The organism is Rania fehmarnensis (genome assembly GCF_056494185.1).
Map to the genome: position 1 here is coordinate 2,029,603 of NZ_CM151398.1, position 26,418 is coordinate 2,056,020.

Sequence of the window (26,418 nt, forward strand, 5' to 3'; positions counted from 1 at the left end):
GGTCTCGGTTGTCACTGAACTTCAAGCCGGTAGCGCTGGCGAACAGCCCGCCGCGAGGGATTGGTTGACCATTAAAAAATCAGCACCCATCGCGGCTGGGTTGCATCGCATTGTTCCGATGTTAGTTAAACCCGGTAACACGTTATTTGGCTCTGTTTTGCAAGCATCCGAGTCAAGAACCGTCATAGGATGCCGCGAGTCGATTGTTTGGCCCATACCAATCAGCCAGCAGCGGAAGTAGTAGAAGCCATCACCCGAAGCGCCACCGTTTATGAGGTAGGCGGCAGCCCACAGGTCTGCGCGATACGCTTGTTGGGCAAGTTCATCGAAGATGTGATTCCATTCGATGATTCATGGGCGGGGAACTTTGTCAGCGCTTCTGTGAGTTTGGTATCCCACTCTTCGGCTGAATGCGGATCAGAGCGGCAACTATCAGCGATGATCTGCCAGAATTGCGCGTGGTTCATGAGTGTGCCGAATAACGTGTGCGATCAGCCGGTTCGAGGCGCTTGTTGATTAGTAAGGAGGATACGATCGAGACCTCGGTTGCATCGCTTTGTTCCCGCTGTCTTTTGAACTCAGCAACACGGTTTGGAGTATAGCCGGTATGCGATAGAGCCTGCAACTACATTGTCCCGACCACTGGCCTCATCGGCATGATTGCACTAGCAAACCGACGTAGCGGTTCGCCAGCCTCAGCAGCTTGATCAAACCCAGCAATCAAGTTTGGCGGCACGCTAGGATTAGTGAAGTTCAGCGCGGCTGGGGTGCGTCGTTTGTGTATTCAGCCCACAGCCACCTCTCGCTCGAAGGCCACAGGCTCCGACGAGCTCCTACTCGAAAGCTTTATCATGTAGAAAACAAAATTGCAGAAAACAGTGGCTAAGCCACTTGCCAACCACCTTTGCCGATCGCGCGTGCCGGTGCCTGACGGCGACCGGCAGAGATTCTACCGGCCCTTCAGGCCTGGACGTTCGCTGATGAGCGTTTACTCCTTCGATTTCAGACCAGCGGTCTGTGCAGCTAAGTTTCAATGCTCGGAGCGTTGGAGTCGAGCCAACTCAGTGTCCAGGCCTGAAAGGCCGATAGAACCTCTGCCGGTCGCCGTAAGGCACCGGCAGGCCGACAGCGCAACTGCCGGTACGACCAAGCCTAAGCATTAATTGATGCATAAAGTATTGCGAGTATCTGATATCGGGAACGTCCGCAATCACCCAGCCGCCGGAGTAGATTTACCATCGAGCAATGGGCTGATCGGCGGCTTGGGTGCATCGCATTGTTCCGCCTTGCCCGGCGCGACAATTTTGTCGGCGTGCTGGTCTCGCAACCGGTTTATTGTAGCGATTAGTTTATTTACATCATGACCAGCAGCAGCCGACATTTCATGCCGCACCCGGCGGATTTCATCGTAGTTGCTAGGTGTCATAGGACGGGTTCTCGTTCAGCAGTTCCAGGGGCGTCACCAGAGTTGGGTTTCCTATTCCCAGTATATCATTGACCTGACGAATGTGTCCAAATTTGTTCGCGTTTGCCAGGTGTTTACAGTTCCAGGTAACGAGAAAATCACATCTGTGAAACGAAGCCACTGCCAGATGAAGTGCATCACCGCCAGGATCCTTGGGCATCAGTTGCCTGTCAATGTAGGCGTTTACTATGGCATTGATGTCGATTGTCAAATCCAGCAGCGGCAATTCTGCAAAAAGCTTCAAGGCGTCTTGTTTGCCAGGAAATTCCCCGGCCTCCAATTCAGCAATGGTCGCAAGGCTTGTGACTACATTATGAGAGTTCGATATCGCGGACTCGAACCATCGACGCGTCCAATCTCGTCGTGCGACCATGTCGGGCTCCGTGCGGACTTCGAAATAGAAGCTCGCAATCGAAGTTTCAACATAGATTCGCGCCATGTGGTAGTCACCTTTGGATTGGCGGAACGACTGGCGATCACCGCGGCCGCGGCGATTGATCTTGTTAGTAAGTTGGAGACCGCCCGCGGCTCCGGTGCATTGCCTGGTTCCCGATGTTTCGGCACCCAGGCAATCCTGCAGTATAGCCGGTCGACAATTGAAGCCGCAACTTCGCTTGGCTGCTTTGCCAGTTTCATAGGCGTGTCTGCATCAGCCAAAACCTATTAAACCACAGAGACACAGAGAACACAGAGAGTTACCACCACGGTTTATCGATTGTCCGTTCCGCAGGATGTCTTGAACTTGCCAACCACCTTTGCCGATCGCACGTGCCGGTGCCTGACGGCGACCGGCAAAGATTCTACCGGCCCTTCAGGCCTGGGCTCTGGCTGATGAGCGTTTACCCGCTTCGATCCCAGACCACCATGCAGCGCGGCTAAGTTTCAATGCTCGGAGCGTTGGAGTCAAGCAAACTCAGTGTCCAGGCCTGAAGGGCCGACACAACCTCTGCCGGTCGCCGTAAGGCACCGGCAGGCCGGCGGCGCAAGTGCCGGTACGAACAAGAGCAAGCATTAGTTTATACGTAAAGTATGCGAGCATCTGACATCGGGAACGGCTGACGTCACCAAGCACGCGCGGTGATGTCACCATTGAAGAATCGTCCGTTCGCGTGCTTTGGTGGACGTCTTTGTTACCCATTTGTTTCAGCATTGTACGTTTATCGGTCCATCCGATTCCGGTGCGTTGCGTGAAGCCTGAGCGGCTGGGCCATCGTGTACTATCGTCGCCAAGTTGACGACCGCAGTAAGCATCCGTGAAATTAAATACGCGTCTCCGATCGTGGATGGTTGCCAGTCACTGACGTCTTGATTGCCAATTTTGCGCAGAAAGATTTGCATCGAGACCTCCCGAAAGCACCGTGCCCAGAATCGCTTTTCCTCAACGGTGGGAAATCGCTCCTGCATATCAAACGGACACCCCGGATAGTGTTCATCGTCATACCAGTTCGCCAGCCTTTCAATGTATCCAGTTTCGTGGTCAGCGTGGACTGTAGTTCTGGCGACGTCCAGCAAGAACGAGAGTAGAGTGTTAAAGCGCTGGTTCGAAACGCTTATGAATTGACCGTTCAACTCAATGTTGATTGTCATGAACAAGCACTGTTTGGCCGATGGGTAACGTTTGGGTTCAGCGAGCCCGAGCAGTTGACTCTGGCGCAAGTCAAAGTGGCTGATCGAGGGCTTTGTCTGCAACCCTTTGTTCGCCTCGATCACTCCCAACGTCGTTCAAATTCTCGAATCTCACGAGGTGTCAATCCAATATCAAGACGAGGCTGTAAATTGTAAACGCTCAAGTCACAACCAGCATCAAAAGGGAATTTGCCGTTCGAATCTGGCCAGAATGCTTGCATCGCGTTCAGTTCGCCCATTCGGCCGACGTTCGTCAGAAATCCCATAGCGAATCCAAGATACAACGGATGCTGGGTTGGATGAACGCGACGAAAGGCAACCTGATGCTTGTCGCCCCCCAGCTCAATCGTGCGAACGCCGTTAACCGAATACGACGCTCCATTTCGAATTTCTGCGATTAGTCCAGCAAAAAGGGCGAAAGCGTTGTCTGCGTCGAGTCCAAAGATAATGAATTCAGGATGGCGGCACGTTTCCATCAAGCCAATGGTATAAAGAAACGGCGGATCAGCATCGTTTACATTGGCAGCATACCATCCGTGATTGCGCACGATCTCGGCGATCTCTTCGTCCATCGTACCTCCGAGGCGAACGCTAGCGATCAGCCCGCCGCGAGGGATTGGTTGACCCTTGAAAATCGGCACCCATCGCGGCTGGGTTGCATCGCTTGGTTATCGGATTCATCACGGTGTAGTGTCGCCGTGCCGTTTCTCAGTTCCAACAATGCTGGCGATGGCACGAAGTACATATTGACGGTCAAGGCGATCGACCATTGGAACAATGTAGCGGAGATGACCAGATCCCAGTTGGAATCCGTCCAATTGAAAACTCAGCTTGTATTCAGCCTGTGATTGCTCGTTCTTGCGAAATGTAAAGCGTACCCATTTTCGCGAAGGCATTCGGTAATCGCCATCGATCTGGTTGTTGTCTTCACCAATTTGTGTCTCGAATCGAACCTCGCAAACGGGTTGGCTTGCGGCGCTCTCCGAAGCCAAGGGGGAATCATTCAATGCCTCGGTAGCAAAGAAATCAATGGAAGCGACATCCACTTGGCGGCGCAGGCATGGAATGGATACACGATAGATCCAGCGTTCAGGATTACTAGGATGTTGACGATGGCTGGTCGCATGAAGTCGCACGATAGTCCCGTGGTAGCCCAACGTGTCACCGGACATAAGGTCGGCTTGAAATACGATCACGCGTTGGTGCGGTAAGTAGGGCACGGCGAGCGAAGAAACGTCTACCATTTCATGCCAGTATCCGATAACGACGGCGATGACCGCGGTCGCCGTGAGAGATTAACCATTGGTGGTTGGGACTGTCGGCGACTCCGGTCCATCGCTTGGTTCTGTGCGGCTTACCCCAGGGTCTGTCGTCGAGAGTTCGCCCGCAAGTGTTTCGTAATAAAGGCGTCCATTGATTGAATAGACGTTGGGCACGCCTAATCGTCGGCTCTCATCTTGAGCATCATTCACTGCGATGCTCCCTAGTCGCACAAGTTCGTCAATCGCCGCGTATCTTTCGGCGGTCAAAGCGGGTTTTCTAATCATCGAACAATTCAACCAATGACATAAAGGCGGTGTGAAGCGACGTATCTCGAACCGTTAACTCATGCCGCGACCCAACCGAAACATCCTGGACCCGGTTCCCACCATTGTACAACACGACCCAGGCATCAGCCAACTCACGGTAGAGTGACCAGAAATTCGAGACACTTCGGCCGAACCGACGTCGGATGTCAGCTTCCGGTACATGGTGCCCGCCCTTGCGAACTCGCTCAGAAACGCGTGCCACGCATGCCTCGGCAGAGTCCAGGTAAACGAAGACAATCGTGACATCATATCCAGAGTCGCGAGCTTCAAGTACTCGATTGCGAAAACTTCGCCCCGACAACGTAGACTCGACCACACAAGAAGTTCGGTTCGCGATGGCAGCATCGAGAGCACTAATGAACTGCCGGCCAGCTTCAATTCTCGCGTCGGCAGGGCTTGCGGGATTTAGCGCCGCAGCAATGGCATCGGCGCCAATGTATGGGATCGCTTCGGTGGACGCGTACTGCAATGCAACCGTTGTTTTGCCGGAACCGTTAGGTCCTCCGACTATCAGGAGACGTGGTTTCTCAGCCAAGCCAAGTTCCATTCACCAAATTCGCCACGTCACAGAACGACTGCGGTAACCCAGTCGCCGCGTTTGATGTTGATGTAATTAATGACGCTATCGGCGACTTGGGTTCACCGCTTTGTTAGGTGGCACTTGTAATTGTTGGAGAAAGATCTCGGTCCGCACTATAGCCATTTTCCAGATTTGCTCAGGGAAAGCTCGAATGCGCAAAGAAGGAACACCGGTGTCGCGATCGTAATCATCGACCAGAATACTGTGCGTAGGTCTAATCGGGCAATTCCCCAAATGCTGTAAACCAATGCCGCCAGCGACAAAAGTATATGTCCAATCACAACAATGGACAGCAGGTTTTCGACGAGCAACGTCGGTTGGTCATACGGAAATGGCCCCGGTGCCGGTGTCGGAAATGAAATCCAAATCACGGCAAGTAATAACGGTCCGAGCAATGGGGAAAGCAGAATGAAGCGCCGAAGTGCTTTGGTCAATGTTTCCTTTCGAAATTCGTCATCGCGTCTGGAGCAGACGTCAACTGACTCGATGATCTCGCGTTGAGAGGCTTCGTAGGGATTCATATTTCCCACCTAACTTCTTCTTATCCCGGTTTGGCGTTTCGATAACCGGATTTTGGGGTCTTATCCCTGGTTTGTCAACTTAATTATCCCCGGTTGAGCGGCACTTATCCCAGTCTGCGCGAAACCGGGATAAGTACTTATCCCAGTTTCAACGTATGAGGGATAAGTACTTATCCCAGTTTGCGGCAATAGAATCGGCAGTCTGGGTGGCCTGGGAGGGACGAGGGGTGGGCGCTTGCCAGCAGTGAACAGCTGGAGCAATCAGCCAGATGCGGCACTACGGTACAAAGAACCAGACGACCGTTAGCACCGAACAGACCAGCGCAGCGGCTGTGGCCGACCAGGCTTTGGGCATCGCTTCGGGATTGATCGGCACTGCCGCGGTCAACTCACCCGTCGCGGGCGCTTGGAACAACCGGCCCAGAATGCCCAAGTAATAGATGGCGCCAATCGCGGCATTGAGCGCCATAAGGATGGCCACTACCAACACAGGTGTGCTCTCCGCATTAACCGTGGCAATAAAGATCTGCAGCTTGGCCCAGAATCCAGCTGTTAGCGGAATACCTGTCAGGCTCAGCAGCGCAATGGTCATGGCAATCGCGGCCAGTAAGTTCTTGGAGTAGAGCGCATTGAAAATGCTCAAGTCCTCGGCCGCTTCGCCAGCCGGGCGGATGCTGGCCGCCACGGCAAACACGCCAACGGTCATGACCACATAAGCGGCCAGGTAATTGAAAATCGGGGCCACGTGTCCACCATAGGTCACAATCGCTGCCAGCCCTAACAACAAATAACCCGAATGCGCCACGCTGGAATATGCCATCAAACGCCGCAAGTTCGTTTGGGCCAGGGCGGCACAATTACCGATCGTCATCGTGATCGCAGCTATGATCAGCAACAGCGTCACAATCATGGGCGGCAAGTCATTGGTCAAATGAGCGCCCCCAAGTAAACGCACCATCGCCAAAAATCCGGCCAGCTTGGGGATGAAGGATAGCGCGGCGGCCATGGGCAAAGTCGTGCCCGAGAAAACATCAGGCGCATAAAAGTGAAAGGGTACCGCGGTCACACGAAAGGACAAACCCACCAGCGCCAAGGCCAAAGCGACCGAACAAAACGCGGTGCGTTGCTGCACAATGGCATTGTGAATCGTATCGATCGTGGTGCTGCCAGTGGTGCCATAGAGATACGAGCAACCTAGCAAAAAGAACCCGGAAGCAAACGCGGCCAGCGTAAAGTACTTCAAAGTCGACTCGCGGCCCGAGTCGTCGGTGCGCGATATGCCCAAAAGTACCGTGGTGGGCAAGCTGACCAGTTCCAGGCTCAAAAACAGCGAGGTCAGATCGCGCGAACCGGCTGTGTAAATCAGTCCGGCCAGAATCAGCAGCAACCAACCGTAATACTCAGAGGCTCGTTTGGCGACGACGTTTTCCCAACCCACCAGCACGATCAGCACGCCCGCCAGGAGCGACAACCAAACACCGCGACTGGTGACTTCGTCGGCGATAAAGAGCGACAAGTTGGCGGTTGGGTCGAGTCGATCGGCTGCAGCGGTGGGCGATTGAATCAGAGCCAACGAGGCAGCCATACCCAAACTGAACAGCGCCATCGCGCCCCAGAGATTGCGGCGGGCCAAAGGACCGGCACTGGTGGGAATCAGCCCAAGAGCCAGGATGACCATGCCAGCCAAGAGCAACACATTGCCCGGCGTAACAGCGGCGATCTGGTCGATGACTTGTTCGACGGATATGTCCATAGGTGGTGAACTCTGATTACTGTTTGGGCCGGTGCGTTGCTGAGATGAATTGTGAAGTGCTCAAGTAACGTGAATTGATCAGCGAGCCAGCTGAACAAGGGATTCGACAGTGGCTGGTTGTGCGGGTTGAATAACGGTCACGGGAATCGCTTGCGTTTGTTCGCGCTGAATTTCGGCCGTCACGGCGACCAGGCGATCAACGTCGCTGCGGAAAATATTGATGGCGCTCAGCGGTACCACGCCGATCGCAATCGAAAGAATCGCCAGCGGAGCAAACACAGCTTTTTCATCGAACGATAAATCGTCCGATTGCAATTGACCTGGATACTCGGTGCGCCGGCCGGCATCGTATTTACCAAAGAGCACATTCTGCGTCATACGGAAAGCATACCAGGCACCCAGTACAACACCCAAGACACCGATGGCCGTCAGCACCGGGTAGACGCTGATCATGGCCGAAAGTGCCAATAGTTCACCCACAAAGTTATTCAGTCCCGGCGTACCAGCACCAGCCACTACAAAGAACACCAAGAAGAATGCCAGGCGTGGATATTGACTGGCGACGCCACGACTACCGTCATCCCAGCGCATGCTACCGCGTCGTGCGAACAGGCATGCCATCAACAAGAACATGGCCGCAGTCGTTAAACCGTGATTGAACATCTGTAAGGTCGCGCCGGCCAAACCCTCTTGATTGAGGGCGAACATGCCCAGCGTAATGAAGCCCACGTGGGACAAACTGCTGTAGGCCATCAGCAGCCGCAGATCTTTCTGAGCCAAGGCGGCCAAAGCACCATACACGATGGCGATGGCACCGAGCGTGCCTAACACAACCGGTCCAAAGGCATAGACAGCTTGTGGAACCATTGGCAGAGCCAGCCGCAAGAAACCGAACAGGCCGAGCTTCAGTACGACAGCCGCCAGGAACGCACTGCAAGTAGGATGAGCGGCGCCATAAGTTGTCGGCAACCAGGTGTGCAGTGGCAAGACCGCTGTCTTGATCCCCAGGCCCAGCACCAACAACCAGAATACCCAATTCTGCAAGTAAGCGCGTTCGGGTATCTGCACATCCATGGCCGCTTGCAGCGATAGTTCGCTGAAGCCGATCACCCAGCGGGCATTGTTGAATTCCGAGGTCGCATAGATCGAAGCAATGCCCAGGAGCGCCAAGACCATTGGAATGGAACCAGCCAACGTGTAGAGCACAAAACGTTTGGCAGCTGTGGTCGCGTCCTTGTCGCCCCATTTAGCAATCAGCATGAACAGCGGAATCAGCACTAGTTCAAAGCCGATATAAAACAGCAACATATCCATCGACATGAACACCAACAGCATGCAGCCTGATGCAATCAAGAGCCAGGCCGCGAAATCGCTGCGGTTGTGTGCGACCGTGGTGCGTGCAATCACCAGGACGCAGCTAGTTACCAGCGTCGTTAACAGGACCATGATCGCGCCGATGCCATCCAGGCCCAAGCGCAATTGCCAACCGTCGTTGGTTATCGTGGCGTTGGCTGGAATGCGGATGCGGAACCATGAAGGAGCGAACTCGAGGCGCGGAACGATGGTCGATTGAGCTTGATAATGCGGCACATTGGCATCCACGGGCGGGGCACCGGCCAGCTGCTCGCTATCGGCCATAATGGGCGCGGGAGTCGTTCGAGCCACGCTGATCACCAGCAATACACTCAGCGCCAAAGCCCCCAGCGACAACAGCATCGCCACGTTTTCACCAACGGCATCCGTTACGGAACCACGCCGCGCAAAGAGCAAGACCAATCCGCCCAAAAGCGGAATCAAGATCAGCAGTGGAAGTAACGTGCTCATGCAAACGCTCGAATCGTTGAGTATGTGTTTGGTGGTTTAGGTTAAAAGTTGAATGGAATAGGGATGCAATCGCGCGGGTTGTCAGTAGCGTATCACGACTACAATCAAACAAATCACCAAGCCAATCGCCATCACCGCGGCATAGTTGGTAACCGCGCCGGATTGCACGTGACGCATTTGAGTACCAAGCAACTTGGGGATGCCGACGACACTGCGCCAGAATTGATCGACCAGGCTAAGATCCAAAAACGCGACCAGTCGACTGATGCCCTCGATAGGTTTGACAATCAAGGCAGCGTAGAGCTCATCCAAGTAGAACCGGTTCACGCCCGCCTGCGCTATGGCTTCCACTGGCGCACCCAAAGCCGACGACTTCAGGCGAATGGCGACAGACCAGTAGGCGAATATCAAGCCGGCGATGGCTACTCCGCTGCTGACAAACAGCATGAATAGGCCATGCTCTTCATGATGTGGTTCTGGCAAGTAAGGTATATGCGCGAAGTAATGTTCCAATTTTCCGGTCGGTCCCAGCAGGGCGCCTAGGACTAGGCTGCCAACTGCCAAGACGGCCATCGGCCAGAGCATGCCGAAAGTTGCTTCGTGAGGATGAGCTCCGGCAGCTTTGGGAAATCGCTCTGGACCGTGGAAGGTGCGGAAGTAGGAGCGGAAAGTGTAAACGGCAGTGAAGAACGCAGTTACCAAACCGATGATCAACAGCACGCTGAAAGAACCAGAATAAGCCGACTCGTGTGAGGCACGCTCCACCAGGGCCAGGATGTTGTCCTTGCTCCAGAAACCAGCCAGCAAGGGCAGTCCACCCAAGGCGGCCGCACCGATCGCAAACAGCACATGAGTTCGTGGCAATACACGTTTCAGCCCACTGAACTCGCGCATGTCGATCACATCACCCATCGCATGCATGACGTTACCGGCACTCAGGAACAGCAAGGCCTTGAAGAACGCATGCGTGGCCAGGTGGAACATGGCGGCCATCACCGCCAGAGTCATCACATCGGCCCCGGTCGCTCCGCAACCGACACCCATGAACATGTAACCCAATTGACTAACGGTCGAATAAGCCAGTACGCGTTTGAGATCGTCCTGAAACAGCGCGATCGTCGCAGCTAGAAGCGCCGTAATGCCCCCGATCCAAGCCGTGACCACGAGCACGATCGGAGCTTCAACAATTAGCGGCGACATGCGACACAGCAGAAAGACGCCCGCAGTCACCATCGTGGCGGCGTGAATGAGCGCGCTGACCGGCGTGGGACCTTCCATCGCATCAGGTAACCAAACGTGAAGCGGGAACTGAGCAGATTTACCGATGGCACCAACTAGTAGCAATGCCGATACCGTAATCAGGAGTGTGGGTTGCGTCTCAACTAGCCTTGAGATGATGTGGTTGTCGGGGTTGAACAGCACCATGTAGTCCAAGCGACTGATCACTCCGGCACCGTCATAGACTAAGCCCACGCCGTACCACAGTAGCAAGATGCCCAGCAAGAATCCGCAATCCGCGACGCGGTTAACCAAGAATGCCTTGGTGGCCGCCTTGGCTGCGGCCGGTCGTTGATACCAATAGCCAATCAACAAATAACTGCACAAACCGACGCCTTCCCAGAAGGCGTACAGGACCAGCAGGTTACTGGCTAGGACCAGCATCGACATGCAAAACACGAATGCGCTGAAGACGGCAAAGTAGCGCGCGTAACCAGCGTCGCCATGCATGTAACCCGGCGAGTACATAACGACCAACCAAGCCACCACGGTCACGACGCAGATTTGCATCAGGCTGATCGAATCAATTTGAAGTCCGACGGGCACATTCACATGGCCGACGTTTAGCCAGTCGTATGCAAACACCACCGTCGATACCGTGGACTCGGTGTCAAAGGTCAAGAGCAATAGGACCGACGCCACGGCCGAAGCACCCAAGCCCAACCATGCGGGAAAGTGGGCCGTATGTTTGCCCGCACCCGCAAATGACATCGCAGTGCACACGATGCACGCCAGCAACGGTGCCAGCGGAATGATCCAAGCCAATGTTTCAGTCATTTTCTTAGGTGTTTAGGTGGTAGGTGTTTTAGGCTGTCGGATTTTAAAGTGGATCGTCAACAAACGGTGATCAGGCTTTGGGCGTGAAATCTCGACTGTTGGTTTCCAAAGCTGATGGATATTGGACTGGATCGCGACCGGCTGGGGTCAGCTTGGGCAAGTCACCATAAGATGTGGTGGCTTCGGCATCGTCCAGTTCGCCGGCCATCAGATCGGCGCGTTCGCGATCGCCGAGCGTTGACTCTCGCAGCGAGGTCCACACATTGATATCCAGTGTTCCCCGACTGCGATAGAGAGCTACGATGATCGACAGAGCCAGGGCGGCTTCGCAGGCTGCGACTGTCAAAATCAACAGCACGAATACCTGGCCTCCCATGTCGCCATATTGATGTCCGAAGGCAATAAAGTTCAGCGAGACGCCAGCCAGCATCATCTCGAGCGACAAGAACATCAGAATCAAATTGCGACGCGTGAGAAAGCCGAGCATGCCCAGGCAAAATACAATCGCGCCGACGGTCAACAGTATGTTGGTCATTATGCAGAGACTCCGGAGCTGGAACTGCTGGTGTCGCGCTGAGCAATCGCAATCGCGCCGCAAGCCGCGACCAGCAACAGCGTGCCCGCCAATTCAATCGTCCACAAGTAGCGGGTGTACATAACACGCCCTAACACAGCGACCGACGTATCTTTGTCGGGCAAGGGCGCGGGCCTGAATGATTCGGTGGCAGAAGACGTAGCCGGTAACGTGGCTGGGTCTTGAGGTGCTGGATCTCGAGGTGGCTGAGCAGGAGTAGTTGGTGCGGCTTGAATCGGCATCGGCTGAGGTGGCATCGGCAAGTTGGCGATGCCGTACTTGCCCTCCTCACGCGTGTTGACGGCGTAGCCTAACAGCAATCCCAAGGCGATCGAGGCAACCAGGGCCGATCCGAGATTGGAATACTTGAGTTCGTACAAGTGTAGGTTCGAATGCTGCGCAAACATCAGCACGAACAGGAAGATGATGATCGTCGCTCCAGCGTAGATGACCATGGTGGCTGCCGCCACGTAGGCAGCCCCGAGCAGTATATAGAGCGTGGCGGCCGCCAGGACCGTCGCTGTAAAACTGAGCGCTGCATAGACCGGCGTTCGAAAGACAACGAAGCCGATGCCAGCCAATACGATCAGCCCGCAGAACAAAATGATCAGAATGGATTCGATTGTGTCGATCATGGATGGATTGCCGATTTTTCGATTGCCGATTTTCGATTGCTGGTTGCTGATTGCTGAAGCCTGAAGCCTGAAGCCTGACTAGCCTCCGATTTGGCCGCGGCCTGGAGGCGGTGGTGCTGTGGCCGACTCTGGAGATTTCACCGAAGCGGGGCTGAGCGGGCCACGATTGGTGCGCACCGGATCGTTGCCGCTGCCGACCGTTTCGTCAAAGACGCTGAGCAGTTTGTCTTTGTCAAAAATCATCTCTTCGCGTGTCATGCCAGTCAGGTCATAAATGCTGGTCAGTTCGATGGCATCGACCGGGCAGGCTTCTTCGCACATGCCGCAGTAGATGCAACGCAGTTCATCGATCACAAACGAAGCGGGATACTTGTCGCGATCGTTCCAGTTGGGATCATCTTTGTCAGTACCAGTCGCTTCGATCGCGATGCAATTAGCCGGGCAGGCCGTTTGGCAGAGGAAACAAGCTACGCATTTGACGCGGCCTTTCTCATCGCGATTAAGTCGATGGACGCCGCGATAGTTGGGCGGGATCTCTGGTTCGACTTCCGGATACTGACGTGTCATCGACTTGCCAGCAAACAAGTGCTTGACCGTCGTGGCGATGCCTTGAGCAATCGCTGGCAAATAAAGTGCTTCGGCAAAGCCAATCTTAGGAGGCTCGGCCCATTGCACTTTCTTTTCGCGTTTGGTGGTTGTGGTCATATGTTTCGGTCCCTCGCTGACGCGTCGGGTAGTGATTGTGTTGGTTTTTGGGGTTGCGTTTCGAAATGCTTGACGCATTCCGCTACTCAGTTTGAAATGCTTGACGCATTCCGCTACGACGGTGATTTTGGATTACGAAGTGAATGACGGTTTGGCGGCTAGTTGGCGGCTGCGCTGCGAAACGGCTTTGGCGTTCAGCCCAGCGGCGGCTAGCAGGAAAAATATGGTTACAGGTGCTAATGTCCAACGGGGTATATCAAGGGAAAGTACAACGATCACTGCGGCCAGGTTCAGTACTCCCAGCGGGATCATGCCGCGCCAGGCCAAGCCCATCAGTTGGTCGAAGCGAAAGCGTGGCAGAGTCCAACGCAGTTGAATGATCACGGCGACCACGCAGCCAACTTTGGCCAGCAGCACGGCCCAGCGCACCAAGTATCCAACCAATGTTCCATCGGCCGGTCCGGTCAGTCCTGGGAAATGCCAGCCACCAAAAAACAACAGGACCGTCAGAAAACTGACAGTTACCAAATGGGTGTACTCAGCCAAAAAGAAGAGCACGAACTTGATACCGCTGTACTCGGTATGAAAACCACCGACCAATTCCTGTTCGCATTCTGGCAAGTCGAAAGGCAAGCGGTTGGTTTCGGCCAACGCGGCGATGAAGAACAGCAAAGCGGCTAATGGTTGCCACCATACATTCCAATAAATCAGTCCCGGACCCTGTGCGGCCACCAATTGCTCGATGTTCAGCGAGCCGGCGATCATGACGATGCCCAGAATCGACAAACCCAAGGGAATTTCGTAGCTGATGAACTGGGCACAAGAACGAATTGCACCGAACAAACTGTACTTGTTGTTGGACGCCCAACCTCCCAAGATGATGCCGTAAGCCGACAAGCTCGAGATGGCCAACAGGAACAGCAAGCCTATATCGACTCCCGGTGCAATGATCGCGCGGAAGCCCGATTGTTGATCGGGATCGGCTGGGCCAAACGGTACTACTGCAATCGACAACATCGCACACATCAGGCCGATGGTGGGCGCAAAGAAGTAAACGACTTTGTTGACGTGCCCAGGAATAATTTGTTCTTTGAGGAAGATCTTGATGCCGTCGGCAATGGCTTGAAACAAGCCCAGCGGTCCAACGCGGTTGGGACCGACTCGGTCTTGAATCCAGGCAGCGATCTTGCGTTCGACGAACGTCATGTACAGACCGACGATCGGCACCACCGCCAGGACGATGCCAATCGCGACCAGCAAAGGCCATAAGTTTTGCCACTCGAACATTGCGTTATGCCGTTACAGGTTGAGGTTGCTTGGTAATGAACGTGCCCAGCGGTCCCAGTTCGCCACTAGCCAGCGCCGAGAGCGAAAAGATTTCCATTGCCATCTCGCGGCGAATGGCGGTTGAATTGAACAGGCCCTTGCGACCACTCAGATCAAAGAGAATGCGACCATCGGGACGAATGTCGCCTTCGGCTCGCAGTACTGCGCGAATCAACTGGGCCAGTCCCGCATGATTGATGAACGCGCCTTCACGTTCGGCAAAGCTGCCGCTGGCCAGCAGCACGGTGGCTGCATCGGTTAAGGGTGAGCGCAGTAAGTCTTGAACGACCAGTGTCGCTAACTTGCTCAGGGCGGCGGTTGACTTGGCACAATAGCCAAGCTCGGTGGTGGGATAACCACCGACCACATAAGCACCGGCAAAGTCACCGCGTTCGACTCGCTCGAGAGCTTTATCAAAGGTGATCAGCTCACCTTGGAAATGTTTCAGGATCATCTCGACGCCGCGGCGGTTCGGGCACTTCTCGGCACGAATCGTGAACTTGGTTTGTTCGGGCGCAGGCGGTTCACCTTTGTGATTCTTGGGATAGCGATCGTCCACGCCCACAATCGGTACCGGTCCCATGGCCAGGACAGCCTTGGAGCCCAAGCCCTTGATGAACTTGGCCAGCAAGTAAGCTTCCTCGAGCGTCATCATGGGCGAGAGAATCGCGATCAGCTTGGCTGCGTCTTTGCCGCCGGCTTCAACCAGTTGCGTGCGAGCTGCATCAAGGGCAGTTGGCCATGGATCAACTACGGCCAGGTCCGTCGGCACTTGGCTATCGGAAATAGCCGCCTGGCCATTGCCAGGACGTGCGCTAACCGCGTGACCGTTGCCTGAATGACCATTGCCTGCGTGACCATTACCTGCGTGACCATTGCCTGCGTGACCATTGCCATCAGTGGTCACTGGGGTCACACGGCCTACGCGGGGTGCCAGGATGCGCGAGTCGCTGTGAATATATTTCCAACCGAAGCGACCTTCGTCGCACATGAACGAGCCTTGGGCCTGTTCATTTTCGCGAGGTCGCAGACGATAGAGTCTGTTCTCGTTCTGATCAGCGTGAATGCTGCAGCCAGTGCTACACAGATTGCATACGCTATCTTGACTCTTGAGCCACCAGACACGTTTCTTGTATAGAAAATCTTTACTGCACAGTGCGCCCACTGGGCAGAGGTCGACGACATTGCCGGCCAGTTTATTGTTGCAAGGCTCGCCGGGAAAGACTTCGATCTCTTCGACGCTACCGCGACTAATGACGTGCAGTTCGCTGGTGCCGCTGACTTCGCGAGTAAAGCGTACGCAGCGCGTGCACATGACGCAGCGGTCGGTGAACAGGGCGATCTGCTCGCCAATGTGGTATTTGTCGGCGCGTTGCACTTTGGGTTCTTGCAAGCGGCTATGCGCGTTGCCGAACTTGAAGGTGTAATCTTGCAAGTAGCATTCACCGGCTTGATCGCAGATGGAACAATCCAGTGGATGGTTCAGCAGCAAGTACTCGAGCGTCTGGGCTTGCGAAGCTTTGACCTTTTCGCTGTCGGTGCGAATGACTGTACCGGGCTTGGCGATCGTCTGGCAACCCGGAATGAGTTTGGGTTGCATGACGATGGTGCCATCGGGTTTCTTCTCACCGACTTCCACCAGGCACATACGGCAGCTAGCCACGACGGATAGATCGGGGTGCCAACAGTAGTGTGGAATTTCGACGCCGGCCTTGCGGGCAGCCAGGATTAAATTGTCCTTGGGGCCGCATTCGACTTCGATATCATTTACGTATACATTGCCCACGTGTGGGTTCCCCTCCGCTTGCGTTTAGTGCGCTGCTACTGCTTCGCGCGCAGTCGATTTGCGACCGCTCTTGATGTACTCTTCGAACTCTGGTCGGAACTTCTTCATGCAGTTCTTGATCGGCCAGGCGGCGCCATCGGCCAGGCCGCAAATGGTTGTGCCCGGCATGATGCCGATCGTGTTGCTGATGTCGGTTAATGTATCGAGATCTTTCAACGTGCCCTCCCCTGCTCGGATGCGAGCCAGGATTTTTGTCGACCAGGCGGTGCCTTCGCGACAGGGTGTACACTGACCACATGATTCGTGAGCGAAGAAGCGGCAGGTGTTATACAGCACATCGACCATGCTGGTCTGATCATCGATCACGATTACAGCGGCAGTACCCAATCCCAAGCAGCCCACTTTGCCAGGGCCGTTGAAGTCCAGCGGCGTATCGAGTTCCGAAGCCGATAGAAAGCCCATGCTGATACCGCCGGGTACAACCGCTTTGGCTTGTCGGCCTTTCCAGACACCGCCGGCATGTTTATCGATCAGGTCGCGAGCTGTGATACCCAGCGGCAACTCCACCAAGCCAGGTTGATTCACGTGACCGCTGATGCAATACAGCTTGGGTCCGTAGCTACCGCCATCGCGAGGATTGCTAGGGTCTTTGGGGACGCCGATCGACAAGAACCAATCAGCACCGCGATCGAGTATCTGCGTTACGCAAGCCATGGTCTCAACATTGTTGACCACCGTGGGACGACGGAAGGCACCTTCGATAGCTGGGAACGGAGGTTTGATGCGTGGCCAGGCGCGTTTACCTTCCAGACTTTCGATCAGCCCAGTTTCCTCGCCACAAATGTAAGCGCACGCCCCGCGATGCAAGTGCACATCGAGGCTGTAATTGGAACCGAGAATGTTTTTGCCCAGCAGATTGTTGGCGTACATCTCGTCGATCGCTTTTTTCAGCGTGCGATAACATTCACCGTATTCGTATCGCAAATAGAAGTAAGCGGTCGTCGACTGGGTGGCATAACCGGTGATGACGATGCCTTCCAGCACTTGATGTGGATCGGTCTCGATCAACACGCGGTTGTTGAAGGTTCCCGGTTCGCTTTCGTCGCCGTTGATGCACAGGTAGACCGGACCTTGGAGATCTTTGGGCAAAAATGTCCACTTGGTACCAGTAGAGAAGCCAGCTCCACCGCGACCGCGCAGGCCGCTTTTGATCACGGTGTCGATAACTTCCTTGCGTTCCATCTTCAAGGTTTTGCGCAGGGCTTCATAACCACCGGTGGCCTGGTAAGTTTTTAGGCTTTGGCTGTCCGGCATATTGCGCCGAGCCAGTAGTACGGGCTGGAATGGTTCACTCATGAGCGTCCCTCGGCAATCGCGACTACATCGTCGGCTGTAACGTTCAGTTGCAATTCATCGTCGATCAAGATGCAGGGTGCGCCATCGCAGGCGCCCAGGCATTCGGCCAGTTCGATCGTGGCTCCGCCGCCAGCCGTGTTTTCTCCCGGGCTGACGTGCAATCGCTCGCAAACTTCGGCCAGCAATTCGTCACCGCCGCGGAGGGCACAGGCCAGTGAGCGGCAAACCCAAATGCGTCGCTTGCCCAGCGGATGTTTTTCGTCTTTGAAGAAACCATAAAAGCTGAGCGTATCGACGATCTGAGCGGGAGACAGTTCCAGCAGATCGGCGATCTCGGCAATGGCCGCGCGTGAAACGCAGCCCTGCTCTTCTTGCACGATGTGCAGCGCAGGCAGAGTGACGGCTTGTTTGTTGGGGTAACGTGAAAAGTGATCGCGAATTTGTTGCTTCGCGCTTTCGCTCAAGGCGCTCATCGATCTAACTCCGCTGCAATAATGTTCAGACTGCCCAGCACTGCTACGACATCGCTCAGCATGCAACCGCGAATCAGCCGCGGGAAGAGGGCGAAGTGAATCAGCGATGGTGGTCGAGTTCGAGCGCGGTACGCGCGGAACGTACCGTCGGAAACGATATAAAAGCCCAACTCGCCGTTAGGTGACTCCGTTGCCGCGTATAGGCTTTCCTTGGGCGGCTGCAATTGCCGATTGGGCATGATCGATTCGAAGTGATGGATCAAGCCTTCGATGCTGGTGTAGACTTCGCGTTTCTCAGGCAGAGCTTCTTTGCCTGTGCCTTCGGCAAAGATTGGACCTGTGGGCATCTTGTCCAATGCCTGCTTGACGATCTTGACGCTCTCGTCCATTTCGAGCATCCGCACATGGAAACGTGAAAAGCAATCGCCAGCGGTGGCACAGACCACATCGAAATCAAAGTCGTCGTAAGCCAGGTAAGGTTCATCGCGACGCAGGTCGCGAGTTACGCCGCTCGCTCGCGCCACCGGGCCGGTCGAACCGGTGTTGATCGCCTCTTCTTTTGAGAGGATGCCCACGCCCTGTGTCCGCTCGATGAAGATGCGGTTCTTCATCAGCATGCGATTGACGTCGTTCATCGTCTTGTGAAAGTTGGTGATGAAGTCCTTGACGTTGGCCAGCCACTTGTCGGTGACGTCGTACAGCAAGCCGCCCACGCGCGTAAAGCTAGTGTGGAAACGCTGACCAGAGGCCTCTTCACAAAGTTCGTAGATCTTCTCGCGTTCGTTGAACATGTACATAAACGCCGAGATACCACCCAAATCCAGCACGCAAGCGCCGACACACAGCAAGTGATCGTGGATCCGCATCAGTTCGGCTAGTACCACGCGCAAGTACTTGCAGCGCGGCGTCAGTTCAATGTCGAGCAACTTCTCGCAGGTATGATGCCAGGCGATCTCGTTGGCCAAAGGCGAAATGTAATTCATGCGGTCGACGATGGTCACATACTGGTTGAAGTCCAGCACTTCACCCAGCTTTTCGAAACCGCTGTGCAGGTAGCCGATGTCTGGTTGGGCGTCGAGGACCGTTTCGCCGTCGAGTGTCAGCACCAAGCGCAAGGTCGTGTGCGTGGCCGGGTGCTGCGGACCGAAGTTCAATGTCCACAAGCCTTCGCGCTGCGAAAGTTCTTGGCCCGGGGCATCCAATAATTCCAGAGGCATAGTTTGATTAACTCTCCGCTCGAGTGATGACCGGGAAATTGTGTCGTTCGCCGCGACCTTTCACGGGATAGTCTTTGCGCAGTGGAAAAGCCGCGAATTCTTGTGGTAATAATAAGCGTTTGAAATTCGGATGGCCGTCAAAGATGATGCCGTACATGTCGTACGTTTCGCGCTCGATCCAATCGGCTGCATTCCACAAACTGTAGACACTGGTCAGCGTAGGTTTGGGATCGTTGACATGCGTGTTGACTTCCAGTCGCTCGCTGGTCTCGGTGCACAGCAGCAGGTAGACCACGCGAAAGCGATCGGTCGCACCTTCGTATTCCAGCAAGTCAACGGCTGTGATATCGACCAGCATGTCCATCCCCGCGGCTTTCAACTTTTCCAGCACCGCAAAGGTGCTGGCGGCGGGCACGACCAGTTTCAGCGAGCCGCGAAACTCGGCCCACTGCAGTTCGAACGCAAAACGCTCGAGCACCTTAGCCAGGCGCGACTGAAGTTCAGAAGTCTGCGGAAAAGTATTGGTGGACATTTCAGATTCCAAATCTCAAATTTCAGAGTGCAAACTTCAATCAGTGTTTGGGATCGTAGTTGATATCGTACAGCTTCAGCGGTTGCCGCTCGCGCATCCGCACCAGCTCGTCATCTTCGAAGCGACCAGGACCTTCGGGCGTGTTGCGCTTGTAGAACTCGCCACCGGTAAGTGTGCCGGTGTTCATGATCTTTTCTTGCAGGTCGATAATCGCACGAATCAGTTGCTCGGGTCGCGGTGGACAACCGGGGATGTAGATATCGACTGGGATGAAGCGATCGATGCCTTGCACCACGGCGTACGTGTCGAAGACACCGCCGCTGCAAGCGCACGCGCCCATCGAGATGCACCATTTCGGTTCGGGCATCTGCAACCAGATGCGCTGCATGACCGGTAACATCTTCATCACGACTCGGCCAGCGACGATCATCAAATCGCATTGGCGCGGCGTGAAGCGCATGACCTCGCTGCCGAAGCGCGACAGATCGTGTCGGCTAGCCGACGTGCTCATCAGTTCAATACCGCAGCACGCGGTAGCAAACGGCATGGGCCACAGACTGTTCGAGCGGGCCCAATTGGCCGCCGCATCGATACTGGTCCAGATAATACCTTCGCCCAAGGAACTTGTTGTTACAGTTTCTCGCGGTGACGTTGTCGCCATTGAAAGACACCACTTCGCCAAGCCACGACGTAGGCTAGCGCCAAAGTGCCGAGCAGAAGCGCCATAACACCCAGTACAACTGGGCGAAAAGCGACGGGTAAACCGTTATCAGCTCGCAGAGCTACTGCGTACGGCAGTACAAGCAGCAACTCGACGTCAAACACCAAAAACAGGATGGCCAGCAAGTAGAACTGAACGTCCAGCGGTTTGCGGGCGTCATCGACCGGATCCATACCCGATTCGTAGGGCATGTCCTTAACAACGGTCTTCTTGCGGGGTGCGACAATATGCGGCAGCAAAAGACTTACTGCGGCAAAGCCAATTACGGCCACAAGATAAAACAGAATCGGTCCAAACTGGCTCATCTTCCACCTCGAAAGTGCCGCTTGTGAAATTCTTCACAAAGTCAACAGGCGTTATTTTGCACTTTATTTGGCAGTGGGACAAGCCCAGGGTTGGGAATTCGCCTCCCCTGGCGAAGGCTCGCCAATGGCTGTGTGCCAATGATAAAAGTCGCGACAAAAAGTCACGGGCGGACTTCGGAATGATAAACGCGTTTAGGGGCGCTGAATGTGGCCTAGCAGTCGCAGCGGAATGCGTCAAGCAAGTCGTGAGTTTGTGATCCGGTAGCGGAATGCGTCAAGCATTTCGTAAGTTTGTGGGCAGGTAGCGGAATGCGTCAAGCATTTCGTAAGTTTGTTTGAGTTTGTTCTGAGTGTCGAAAGCCTTGACGGCTTCCGCTACAACTAGCGCACAGTCGAAAGCCTTGACGGCTTCCGCTACAACTACAAAACAGCTTGTGAGTTGCAACTCTTTGGAAAGGACTGATGTGGCTGGTGCAAGTCTATTCGCGCTGATTGACGATATCGCGACGCTCTTGGATGACGTGGCGGTGCTGAGCAAAGTGGCGGTGCAGAAAACGGCCGGCGTGCTTGGCGATGATTTGGCGCTGAACGCTCAACAACTCACCGGAGTTAACGCCAATCGTGAGTTGCCCGTGGTGTGGGCCGTGGCCAAAGGCTCGGCAATTAACAAAGCCATCTTGGTACCCGCGGCGTTGGTCCTGAGCGCACTGTTGCCCTGGTTAGTGACACCGCTGCTGATGATTGGCGGCGCGTATTTGTGTTTTGAAGGCTGCGAAAAGCTGGTGCACAAGTTCTTACATGCGCCGGATGAAGACGAGCATGGTCATAAAGAATTGGCGGCCGCTACGCTCGATCCTGCTATCGATATGGTTGCATTTGAGAAAGACAAGATCGCCGGTGCCGTACGCACCGACTTTGTACTCTCGGCCGAGATCATCGTCATTGCGCTGGGAACCGTCAAAGACGTGCCCTTCGGACAGCGCATCGCTGTCTTAATCGCGATTGCGATTGTGATGACCGTCGGCGTATACGGCTTGGTGGCCAGCATTATCAAGCTGGATGATCTCGGCCTGGCTTTGTGCCAGCGCACCAGTTGGGTATCTAGAAAGCTCGGTAGAGCGATCCTAGCGTTTGCGCCGTGGTTGCTGAAGTTCTTGTCAATCGCTGGCACGGCCGCGATGTTCATCGTGGGCGGTGGAATTCTGACACATGGAATTCACCCCGTGCATGAACTGTTACATCACTGGAGCGAAATGGTGCACGCGGTGCCTGGTGTGGGCGGCGTGTTGAGCATCATTGTGGCCATGTTGCTCGATGCAGTTGCAGGTATTCTGGTTGGCTTGGCGCTGGTGATGGTGTGGTTTGTTATTCAGCGTGTTTTTCGACTAAACCGTGGGCATTAGCCCCGGTTCCACTAAGCCGCGAGCGTTAGCTCCGGTTTCCCAACAACCGCCCGTGAACGTTCAATAACCGAGGCTTACGCCTACGGTTTAGTTCAACCGAGGCTAACGCCACTCAAACAAACCTGCACTTGGGCCAGGTGTTCTGGTATAATGGGGGTGCCCACCTACCTACCTTTCCCGCCTGAGTTTGACACGTGAAAAGTCGTCGATTGCATCTCGGAAATGTCCTAGCTCGGGCGTTTACGTTCGCCCTCTTCGTCTGCCCAATGGGTTTAGCTAACGCACAGTCTGCGCCGAAGCCCGACGATAAGCAGTTCTGGGATGAAAAACTGAAACCGTTTTTTAAAGCCCACTGTGTCGAGTGCCATACGGGTGAACACGCTGAAGCGGCCATTGATTTGTCGATCGTTGATGCAGCGACCCCGCTGGATAAAGAGCGGGCCAAGTGGAACCAAATTCGCGGTCTGATCGAAATTGGGGCCATGCCGCCGCCGGATCATCACACGTTGCCATCGATGGAACTGCGTGAAGAGATCGCTCAGTGGATTGATCATCGTATCAATACGGTGGATTGCAACCTGGTAACCGATCCCGGCCGCGTAACGCTCAGGCGATTAAACAATCGCGAGTATGACAACACGATTCGCGACCTCTTTGGCCTCGACGATTTCTCGCCGTCGAGCCTCGTGGCTTTCCCATCCGATGGAGTCGGCAACGGTTTTGATAATCAAGGTGATGTGCTGACTCTGTCGCCTTTGCAACTTGAAAAATATCTGCATGCCGCCAAGACCGTGGCTGAACGCGTAATTGTGCTGGACCGCGAATCCCTGCGCAGGCAGCGGGGTGATGGCGGTCAAGTCATGGTCAATGACCAACGTGCCGCCAAGTTCTTGTTTGCAGAGGGCGAATATGAAGTCTGGTCGCGCATGAAGTTTGGTGACAAACCAGATCAAACCGCCACCGTGAATCTACTGATCGATGGTGAAGTCATCGATACCTATGAGGTCGGTTCTGAGCAGCAGAAGTTTGGAAAGACATTGCCACTGAAAGCCGGTTGGCATGAGGTGGCTTTCAAGTTTGTCGAAGATAAGCAAGCTGAAGACAAAGAGCGTCCAGACTTTCGACGGCGAGTCGAAGTGGAATACATTTCGATGGAAGGCCCTAAAGATGGTCTGCCAGCGCTGCCGGCTGAACACGAACGCCTGTTTGTGGCCATGCCTGGCAATGACGTTACAGTTGAGCAAGCGTCTGAGCAGATTTTTACTCCGCTCGTGCGTCGAGCCTTCCGCAGGCAGCCGACAGAATTAGAGATTTCGCGCGTGGTCAATCTGGTTAAGCTGGCCAGTACTCAAGGTGAGTCATTTGAAAGTGCGGTTGGTATTGGACTGCAGTCGGTGCTAGTCTCGCCACACTTTCTATTCCGCGTCGAAAGTGAGCCGAGCGAATCGAAGTCGGTTCAAGAACCGTTGAGCGATGCGGCGTTGGCTTCGCGGCTGTCGTATTTCTTGTGGGCCAGCGCCCCGGACGATCTACTACTGGATACCGCAGCCGCTGGCGAGTTGCATGAGCCCGAGCAACTTGAGGCAGCTGCCAAGCGCATGATTGCCGATGCTCGCAGTCAATCGCTCGTCAGTGAGTTCTTCTTGCAGACGTTGGGCATCGGTGGCTTGCGCGAAGTCTCACCCGATGGCGATCGCTTTCTGATGTGGAATGATCTGTTGCGCGATGCGATGCGCAAAGAAACGGAATTGGTCTGTGGTGAGATTCTGAAGTCGGACCGCAGTTTGATGGACTTGTTGCGAGCCGATTTTACTTACATCAATCCGCGTCTGGCTGAGTTCTATGGCTTGGAGTTTGATGGCGTGTCGGGGGCTGACCTTTACCGTCAAGGTCGGGGCGGCTTTGGTCGCGGGGGCGATGCACCTCGCAACCGCCGCGATCGCAAGTATCCGCGCGAGGATGAATGGATTCGCGTGAGTTTGCCGGCTGAGCGACAAGGCGTGTTGACTCATGCGTCGGTGCTGACGCTGACCAGCAATCCGCGTGAAACCAGCCCGGTTAAGCGAGGAAAATGGATTCTAGAAAATATTCTGGGTGATCCACCGCCGGCCGCGCCGCCAAATGTTCCCAGCTTCGAAGAAACCAAAGCCAAGCACGAGGGTTTAACTCTACGGCGACAACTGGAAATTCACCGTGAAAACGCCAGTTGTGCTAGTTGCCATCGCGTTATGGACCCATTGGGACTAGGATTTGAGAACTTTGACCCACTGGGCCGTTGGCGCGAGACCGATCGAGATCAACCCATCGATGCCTCGGGCGAACTGGCCACGGGCGAGAAGTTTAGTGGCGCCAAGGAATTGGCTAACATACTGAGCACGCGTGAGCGACAGATCGCGCGTCATTTTGTTTCCAAGATGTTAACTTATGCTCTGGGACGAGGTCTGGAACCGTACGATAACTGTACGGTCGACAAGATCCTGGCCCGAGCCGAGCAAGACAACTATCGACTTTCGACGATTATCCAAGCGATCGTTTCGAGCGATCCCTTCCGATTACGACGTGGCACTCAGGAGAACGCACTGTGAACAATTGGCCTCTTAGCTACAAGAACGTTTCACGTCGTAGTGTGCTCCGCGGATTGGGTGTCGCTATGGGCTTGCCCATGTTAGAAGCGATGGCTCCGCGCACCTCCCTCCTGCGGGCCGCAGAGCAAGTGGGTAAGACACCGGTGCGGTTGGCTTGGATCTTCTTCCCCAACGGTACCAATCCGCGCGAGTGGGAACCGACGATCGAGGGCCCGGATTGGGATGTCAAACCGTCGCTCGAGCCTTTAGCCGAGCATCGTAAAGACTTCTCGATCATCAGCGGTCTGGCTCAGGTGAATGCTCGATCGCTGGGTGATGGTCCTGGCGACCACGCGCGCAGCGCGGCAGCCTTCTTAACGGGAGCTCATCCGCTGAAGACAGCGGGTGCCAACATGCGCGTCGGCAAGAGTGCCGATCAATATGCGGCGGAACAATATGGTCGCGATACGCGATTGTCTTCCATCGAGTTGGGAACCGAGCGCGGCCGCGCGGCTGGATCGTGCGATAGCGGATACGCTTGTGCGTATAGCAACAACATCTCGTGGAAGACTGCTTCGCAGCCCATGGCCAAAGAGATTCATCCACGCCTGGCCTTCGAACGTCTGTTTGGCAATGGCGCCACCGGTGCAACCGCTGAAGGCAAAACGCTGTTGTATCAACGTTCTATCTTGGACATGGTGGCCGACGATGCAGCTCAACTGAAGAAGTCGTTAGGTGTTAACGATCGTCAAAAGTTGGACGAGTACTTCACCAGCGTCCGTGATGTAGAGAACCGTATCGATCGTATGAGCCAACCTGTCGGCTTTGATGTGACGCCGCATCTGCCGCCCGAAGAGCAGCCTGATGAGATCGAACAACATATTCGATTGATGTACGACTTGATGGTCTTGGCCTTCAAAACCGATACGACGCGCGTGGCTACGTTCATGCTGGCCAATGAAGGTTCCAATCGATCCTTCCCAACCATTGGTGTCAAAGAAGGCCATCACGAACTCTCGCACCATCAAGATGATCCCGAGAAGATGACCAAGATCGCTTCGATCGACAAGTTCTTTGCGACGCAGTTTGCTTACTTCTTGAAGAAGATGAAAGAGACGAGCGAAGGCGAAGGTAACTTGCTGGATAACTCGATGATTGTGTACGGCGGTGCTATTCGCGATGGAAACCGACACGATCACCACGACCTGCCATTGATCTTGGCTGGTCGGGCTGGCGGTCGCTTCACCACGGGCGTGCATCGTCGTTACCCCATGGAAACGCCGCTGAACAATTTGTTCTTGACGATGTTGGATACCGTCGGCGTGAATCTAAAAGAGTTCGGCGACAGCACCGGTCGACTGGAGCTGTAGCGTCACCTCCCCCGCGCAGCGCAACGCTGTGAAGCATT

General features: G+C 54.9%; 27 protein-coding genes. 3 read left to right on the top strand and 24 right to left on the bottom strand.

Annotated features, from left to right (window positions below; genetic code table 11):
• Window positions 1-21: 21 nt before the first annotated feature.
• The 24 genes from SH573x_RS06525 to SH573x_RS06640 all read right to left on the bottom strand — a co-directional run bounded on the left by SH573x_RS06525 (window position 22) and on the right by SH573x_RS06640 (window position 21,043).
• The gene (locus SH573x_RS06525) at window positions 22-351 is read right to left on the bottom strand and encodes a DUF4240 domain-containing protein (protein WP_479356661.1); all 330 of its coding nucleotides are present in this window, start codon (window positions 349-351) and stop codon (window positions 22-24) included.
• On the bottom strand, window positions 270-467 hold the full coding sequence (locus tag SH573x_RS06530) for a hypothetical protein (RefSeq protein ID WP_479353522.1): 198 nt from the start codon (window positions 465-467) through the stop codon (window positions 270-272). The genes SH573x_RS06525 and SH573x_RS06530 overlap by 82 nt, the downstream gene beginning before the upstream one ends.
• 743 nt (window positions 468-1,210) lie before the next feature.
• Window positions 1,211-1,426 (bottom strand): hypothetical protein, encoded by a 216-nt coding sequence (locus SH573x_RS06535; protein WP_479353523.1) that lies wholly within the window; start codon window positions 1,424-1,426, stop codon window positions 1,211-1,213.
• On the bottom strand, window positions 1,416-1,904 hold the full coding sequence (locus tag SH573x_RS06540) for a type II toxin-antitoxin system VapC family toxin (protein ID WP_479353524.1): 489 nt from the start codon (window positions 1,902-1,904) through the stop codon (window positions 1,416-1,418). The genes SH573x_RS06535 and SH573x_RS06540 overlap by 11 nt, the downstream gene beginning before the upstream one ends.
• A gap of 704 nt (window positions 1,905-2,608) precedes the next feature.
• Window positions 2,609-3,154, bottom strand: a complete 546-nt coding sequence (locus SH573x_RS06545) for a hypothetical protein (protein ID WP_479353525.1) — start codon at window positions 3,152-3,154, stop codon at window positions 2,609-2,611.
• 17 nt (window positions 3,155-3,171) lie between these two features.
• Complete coding sequence (locus SH573x_RS06550; protein WP_479353526.1) at window positions 3,172-3,663, bottom strand: DUF4262 domain-containing protein; 492 nt, start codon at window positions 3,661-3,663, stop codon at window positions 3,172-3,174.
• Window positions 3,664-3,771: 108 nt separating this feature from the next.
• Complete coding sequence (locus SH573x_RS06555; protein ID WP_479353527.1) at window positions 3,772-4,335, bottom strand: hypothetical protein; 564 nt, start codon at window positions 4,333-4,335, stop codon at window positions 3,772-3,774.
• Between the two features lie 51 nt (window positions 4,336-4,386).
• A complete protein-coding gene (locus SH573x_RS06560) occupies window positions 4,387-4,638 on the bottom strand; it encodes a hypothetical protein (protein ID WP_479353528.1) in 252 nt (83 codons plus the stop codon).
• Window positions 4,631-5,227: an ATPase gene (locus tag SH573x_RS06565; protein ID WP_479353529.1), complete on the bottom strand. Its 597-nt coding sequence runs from the start codon at window positions 5,225-5,227 to the stop codon at window positions 4,631-4,633. Before SH573x_RS06565 ends, SH573x_RS06560 begins: the two co-directional genes overlap by 8 nt.
• A gap of 146 nt (window positions 5,228-5,373) precedes the next feature.
• Entirely contained in the window at window positions 5,374-5,781 is a 408-nt protein-coding gene (locus tag SH573x_RS06570) for a hypothetical protein (protein WP_479353530.1), read from the bottom strand.
• Between the two features lie 277 nt (window positions 5,782-6,058).
• Window positions 6,059-7,534, bottom strand: coding sequence for an NADH-quinone oxidoreductase subunit N (locus SH573x_RS06575; RefSeq protein WP_479353531.1), 1,476 nt, complete (start codon window positions 7,532-7,534; stop codon window positions 6,059-6,061).
• A 78-nt stretch (window positions 7,535-7,612) separates the two neighbouring features.
• Window positions 7,613-9,358, bottom strand: a complete 1,746-nt coding sequence (locus SH573x_RS06580) for a complex I subunit 4 family protein (protein ID WP_479353532.1) — start codon at window positions 9,356-9,358, stop codon at window positions 7,613-7,615.
• 81 nt (window positions 9,359-9,439) lie between these two features.
• Window positions 9,440-11,413, bottom strand: a complete 1,974-nt coding sequence (gene nuoL / locus SH573x_RS06585) for an NADH-quinone oxidoreductase subunit L (protein WP_479353533.1) — start codon at window positions 11,411-11,413, stop codon at window positions 9,440-9,442.
• A 70-nt stretch (window positions 11,414-11,483) separates the two neighbouring features.
• Window positions 11,484-11,948, bottom strand: a complete 465-nt coding sequence (nuoK, locus tag SH573x_RS06590; protein WP_479353534.1) for an NADH-quinone oxidoreductase subunit NuoK — start codon at window positions 11,946-11,948, stop codon at window positions 11,484-11,486.
• Window positions 11,948-12,622 (bottom strand): NADH-quinone oxidoreductase subunit J family protein, encoded by a 675-nt coding sequence (locus tag SH573x_RS06595; RefSeq protein ID WP_479353535.1) that lies wholly within the window; start codon window positions 12,620-12,622, stop codon window positions 11,948-11,950. The genes nuoK and SH573x_RS06595 overlap by 1 nt, the downstream gene beginning before the upstream one ends.
• Window positions 12,623-12,700: 78 nt before the next feature.
• The gene (locus tag SH573x_RS06600; protein ID WP_479353536.1) at window positions 12,701-13,327 is read right to left on the bottom strand and encodes a NuoI/complex I 23 kDa subunit family protein; all 627 of its coding nucleotides are present in this window, start codon (window positions 13,325-13,327) and stop codon (window positions 12,701-12,703) included.
• Between the two features lie 132 nt (window positions 13,328-13,459).
• Window positions 13,460-14,614: an NADH-quinone oxidoreductase subunit NuoH gene (gene nuoH, locus SH573x_RS06605; protein ID WP_479353537.1), complete on the bottom strand. Its 1,155-nt coding sequence runs from the start codon at window positions 14,612-14,614 to the stop codon at window positions 13,460-13,462.
• A 4-nt stretch (window positions 14,615-14,618) separates the two neighbouring features.
• Entirely contained in the window at window positions 14,619-16,439 is a 1,821-nt protein-coding gene (locus tag SH573x_RS06610) for an NADH-quinone oxidoreductase subunit G (protein ID WP_479353538.1), read from the bottom strand.
• 24 nt (window positions 16,440-16,463) lie between these two features.
• Window positions 16,464-17,795 (bottom strand): NADH-quinone oxidoreductase subunit NuoF, encoded by a 1,332-nt coding sequence (gene nuoF / locus SH573x_RS06615; protein ID WP_479353539.1) that lies wholly within the window; start codon window positions 17,793-17,795, stop codon window positions 16,464-16,466.
• A complete protein-coding gene (locus tag SH573x_RS06620; protein WP_479353540.1) occupies window positions 17,792-18,268 on the bottom strand; it encodes an NADH-quinone oxidoreductase subunit NuoE family protein in 477 nt (158 codons plus the stop codon). Before SH573x_RS06620 ends, nuoF begins: the two co-directional genes overlap by 4 nt.
• Window positions 18,265-19,485: an NADH-quinone oxidoreductase subunit D gene (locus tag SH573x_RS06625; protein ID WP_479353541.1), complete on the bottom strand. Its 1,221-nt coding sequence runs from the start codon at window positions 19,483-19,485 to the stop codon at window positions 18,265-18,267. Before SH573x_RS06625 ends, SH573x_RS06620 begins: the two co-directional genes overlap by 4 nt.
• Before the next feature lie 7 nt (window positions 19,486-19,492).
• Complete coding sequence (locus tag SH573x_RS06630; protein ID WP_479353542.1) at window positions 19,493-20,017, bottom strand: NADH-quinone oxidoreductase subunit C; 525 nt, start codon at window positions 20,015-20,017, stop codon at window positions 19,493-19,495.
• A gap of 40 nt (window positions 20,018-20,057) precedes the next feature.
• On the bottom strand, window positions 20,058-20,678 hold the full coding sequence (locus SH573x_RS06635) for an NADH-quinone oxidoreductase subunit B (protein ID WP_479353543.1): 621 nt from the start codon (window positions 20,676-20,678) through the stop codon (window positions 20,058-20,060).
• A complete protein-coding gene (locus tag SH573x_RS06640; protein WP_479353544.1) occupies window positions 20,648-21,043 on the bottom strand; it encodes an NADH-quinone oxidoreductase subunit A in 396 nt (131 codons plus the stop codon). Before SH573x_RS06640 ends, SH573x_RS06635 begins: the two co-directional genes overlap by 31 nt.
• A gap of 464 nt (window positions 21,044-21,507) precedes the next feature.
• Here SH573x_RS06640 and SH573x_RS06645 point away from each other — a divergent pair, with 464 nt between their 5' ends.
• The 3 genes from SH573x_RS06645 to SH573x_RS06655 all read left to right on the top strand — a co-directional run bounded on the left by SH573x_RS06645 (window position 21,508) and on the right by SH573x_RS06655 (window position 26,380).
• Window positions 21,508-22,446, top strand: coding sequence for a DUF808 domain-containing protein (locus SH573x_RS06645; RefSeq protein ID WP_479353545.1), 939 nt, complete (start codon window positions 21,508-21,510; stop codon window positions 22,444-22,446).
• Window positions 22,447-22,712: 266 nt separating this feature from the next.
• Window positions 22,713-25,031 (top strand): DUF1592 domain-containing protein, encoded by a 2,319-nt coding sequence (locus SH573x_RS06650; RefSeq protein ID WP_479353546.1) that lies wholly within the window; start codon window positions 22,713-22,715, stop codon window positions 25,029-25,031.
• Complete coding sequence (locus SH573x_RS06655; protein WP_479353547.1) at window positions 25,028-26,380, top strand: DUF1552 domain-containing protein; 1,353 nt, start codon at window positions 25,028-25,030, stop codon at window positions 26,378-26,380. The genes SH573x_RS06650 and SH573x_RS06655 overlap by 4 nt, the downstream gene beginning before the upstream one ends.
• The last annotated feature ends 38 nt before the right edge of the window (window positions 26,381-26,418 follow it).